4 protein-coding genes are annotated in these 3,608 nt (G+C 69.8%); 2 read left to right on the top strand and 2 right to left on the bottom strand.

The features are described from left to right. Window positions 1–32: 32 nt before the first annotated feature. Window positions 33–551 carry a hypothetical protein gene (locus J7E68_RS04370; RefSeq protein WP_215170199.1) on the bottom strand — a complete coding sequence of 173 codons (519 nt, stop codon included), beginning with the start codon at window positions 549–551 and terminating at the stop codon, window positions 33–35. Next, the gene (locus J7E68_RS04365) at window positions 548–1,828 is read right to left on the bottom strand and encodes a winged helix-turn-helix domain-containing protein (RefSeq protein ID WP_215170197.1); all 1,281 of its coding nucleotides are present in this window, start codon (window positions 1,826–1,828) and stop codon (window positions 548–550) included. The genes J7E68_RS04370 and J7E68_RS04365 overlap by 4 nt, the downstream gene beginning before the upstream one ends. Before the next feature lie 78 nt (window positions 1,829–1,906). Here J7E68_RS04365 and J7E68_RS04360 point away from each other — a divergent pair, with 78 nt between their 5' ends. Next, window positions 1,907–3,121, top strand: a complete 1,215-nt coding sequence (locus J7E68_RS04360) for an AI-2E family transporter (protein ID WP_215170195.1) — start codon at window positions 1,907–1,909, stop codon at window positions 3,119–3,121. Continuing rightward, a partial coding sequence (locus J7E68_RS04355; protein WP_215170193.1) for a pyridoxal-phosphate dependent enzyme occupies window positions 3,100–3,608 on the top strand: 509 nt, incomplete at its 3' end. The genes J7E68_RS04360 and J7E68_RS04355, both read left to right, overlap by 22 nt.

Genomic DNA, 3,608 nt, shown 5'->3' with positions numbered 1-3,608 from the left:
GGCGCACGCGACCCGCCGATTCGACAGCCGGCTCACCAGACGTCGAGATCGACGTCGCCATCCATGACTGCCGCGTCGCCGCGAAGCGTCCAGGTCTCCGTGCGGTAGGTCTCGGTCATGGCGGCGCCGTCGTGACCCGCGCCCGTCACGGTCGCCACGAGGATGCCGCCGTCGGCGACGAAACCCGCGTCGACCAGCTTCAGCACGGGCATCCGCTCGATCCGGAAGCGTACGCTGTCAACCGCCGCGAACTCGGTGCCCCACGGAATACGGATGCCGCATCCCGCCGGCACGGTCGCCCCATCGATCACATCGGCGGTGCACTCCACGAGGTGCTCGTCCAGTTCCTTCTGTGCGAGCTCCTGCGGGGCGGCTGCCGGTGTCTGTGCGGCGGTGGGAGTCGGGCTGCTGTCGGCAGACGGGAGGGAGCCGGACTGCCACGCCCACACGACTCCTGCAGCGAGAGCGAGGGCGGCGAGTCCGCCGACGATCGCCCACGCGACGCGCCGATCAGCGCTGCGCCCTCGGGGTGAACCGCGCCCTTGAGTCACACCGCGCCCTCGAGTCGCACCGCGCCCTCGCGGGAGTGCACATGCCGCTGCACCGAGGCGTCGGCGCGGGCGGAGAGCGCAGCATGGAGAGCATCGGCCGCCGTGCCCCACCCCGACACAGAGATGTGTTCGAGTCCCTGCCACGACGCCGCGAGAGCGAGTTCGCCGGCGATCCGTTCCGTGTCGACGGCAGGGTCGGCCTGCGGCTCCCACCACGCGGACTGCACCTGCAACGTGGACGTCGCTCGATCGGCCTTCAGATCGACGCGCGCGACGATGCGATCTCCGACGAGCACGGGCAGCGAGTAGTAGCCGTAACGGCGCTTCTCGGCGGGCACGTAGATCTCGATGCGGTAGTCGAGGCCGAAGGCCCGCTGAGCACGGTCCCGGAACCAGACGACCGGATCGAAAGGCGTCAAGAGGGCGGCGGCGTCGATCCTGCGCGGCAGCACGGCCTCGCGGTGCCGCCACGTCGGAATCGCCTGGCCGCCGCGTTCCCAGCCGCGCACGGTGACCGGAACGAGCTCGCCCGCGTCGACGAGGTCGGCGACGGACTGCGACACCGCCCCGCGGTCGCGGATGCGGTGGTAGTCGGCCAGGTCGGACTGCGTGGCGACTCCGGACGACCGGGCGGCGCGTCGGGTGAGCTCGCGGATCGACTCGTCGCGCGAGACGTGCTGCGAGAGGATGGCGTCGGGGATCACGTTCTCGGCGAGCGCGTAGCTGCGTTCGAAACCCTTCCGTCCGCTGATCGCGACATCGCCCGTGCGCCAAAGATGCTCGAGAGCGAGCTTCACGTCGTCCCAGTCCCACCAGGTGCCCCGTTCGCGGCGCGCATCGTCTCGGAGGTCGGAGGGCCGGAGCGGTCCGCGAGCACGAAGCTCGTCCTGAACCCACCGGAGCGTGCGTTCGTTGGTGCTCATCCAGGAGTCGGGACCCGACCACCGCGCACGGAAGTCCTCCATGCGGAATCGCCAGAGCGGCCAGTCCTCGATGGGGATGAAGGTCGCCTCATGGGCCATGTACTCGACGTAGTGGGTCGTGCGCGAATGGAAGACCCGATCGAACAGTGCGGGATCGTATGCGCCGAGGCGCGAGAACAGCGGCATGTAGTGCGAACGCGCGAACACGTTGACGGAGTCGATCTGCAGGACGCCGAGCCGGTCCATGGCGCGGTGGATGTGCCGAGCCGACACCGATGTCGGTCGTGCGCGGCTGAATCCCTGCGCGGCCAGCGCGATTCGCCGCGCGTGCGCGGCACTGAGTTTCTCGGACACGTCGTCAGCGTATCGCCGCGCACCGACATCCGGTCGCTCCCGTCGTGGGGCCCGGTGGCAGCGCCGTAGACTTGGGCGATGAGTGACGAGCAGCGTCCGCGGCTGAGAGACCTCTTCCGTCCGCGCCCGGAGTCGACGGATCGCACCGTGACGACCGAGGCCGATGACGCGGTGCCCATCGGGTTGCGCGTCACGGCAGCGTACGCCTGGCGGCTGCTGCTGATCGCCGCCGTGGTCGCAGGCATCATCTGGCTGGTCATCGAGCTGAAGCTCCTCGTGATCCCGCTCATGGTCGGCATCCTCATCACCGCACTGCTGTGGCCCGCGCTGCAGTGGATGCTCCGCCATCGGTTCCCCCGCTGGCTCGCGGTCGCGATCTCCATCATCAGCACGCTCGCGATCGTGTCGCTGCTTCTGTGGCTCGTCATCTGGCAGGTCCGGGCGCAGCTGCCCGACGTGCAGGAGCGCAGCTCGCAGGCGGTCGCCGAGTTCCGGACCTTCCTCCTCGAAGGTCCGCTCCATCTCAGCGACTCGCAGATCCAGGGCTACATCGATCAGGGTCTCGAGATCGTCAACGAGCAGACGCAGGCGCTGCTGAACGGCGCGCTCGCGGTGGGCACCACAGCCGCCCACGTCGTCACCGGCGCGGTGCTCTCGCTGTTCATCCTCATCTGCCTGCTCGCCGACGGCCGAGGCATCTGGCGCTGGACGCTGCGCCTGTTCCCGCGCGCAGCGCGCCCGGCCGCCGACGCGGCCGCGAGCAACGGCTTCGCCACGATCGTCAACTACGCCCGCACGCAGCTGCTCGTGGCAGCCATCGACGCGGTCGGAATCGGCGTCGGAGCCGCGCTGCTCGGCGTCCCGCTGGCGATCCCCGTGGCCGTGCTCGTCTTCCTCGGCTCGTTCGTGCCGATCGTGGGTGCGGTGGTCACCGGAGCGATCGCCGTCCTGCTCGCCCTCGTCTACAACGGGCCGTGGATCGCTCTCGCGATGCTCGCCGTGGTGCTCGGGGTGCAGCAGCTCGAGGGCCACATCCTGCAGCCGATCCTGATGGGATCGGCGGTGAAGGTGCACCCGCTCGCCGTGGTGCTGGTCGTCGCCGGAGGATACATGGTCGGCGGGGTTCCCGGCGCCCTGTTCGCCGTGCCGCTCGCGGCATTCGTCACCGTCGCCGCGGTGACCGTGAGCACAGGATCGTGGCGCACCGGCGAGCAACCTGACGCAGACCTAATCTGGAGCACAGTTCCGCGCGAGCGGAGACGGAGGGATCGGTGGGCGCAGTCGCCAGCCTGACCGAGTTCGAGGTTGCAGCTCAGGGTCTGGCTGAGGTGATCACGCACACGCCGACTCTGCCGTCACGGGCGCTCTCCGACGTTCTCGGCGCCCCGGTGCTCCTGAAGATGGAGAACCTGCAGCGCACCGGTTCGTTCAAGATCCGCGGGGCCGCGTACCGCCTTTCGCGTCTGAGCGCCGAAGAGCGTTCGCACGGAGTCGTCGCCGCCTCGGCCGGCAACCACGCTCAGGGTGTCGCGCTCGCGGCTCAGGCGCTCGGCATCCCCGCCACGATCTTCATGCCGCTGGGGGTCCCGGTGCCCAAGCTGCTCGCGACCCGTGGCTACGGCGCCGAGGTCGTGCTCGAGGGCGAGACCGTCGCGACCTCTCTGCGCCTCGCCGCGGAGTTCTCCGAGCGGACCGGCGCGATGCTCATCCACCCCTTCGACCACCGTGATGTCATCGTCGGCCAGGGCACCCCCGGGCTCGAGCTGTTCGAGGACGCCCC

The organism is Microbacterium sp. ISL-103 (assembly GCF_018613995.1).
Taxonomy (GTDB): Bacteria; Actinomycetota; Actinomycetes; order Actinomycetales; family Microbacteriaceae; genus Microbacterium.
This window is presented reverse-complemented; position numbering and strand designations above follow the sequence as displayed.

Coding starts and splice junctions, on each gene's coding strand:
- J7E68_RS04360 (WP_215170195.1), top strand. CDS start 1,907: ATGAGTGACGAGCAGCGTCCGCGGCTGAGAGACCTCTTCCGTCCGCGC.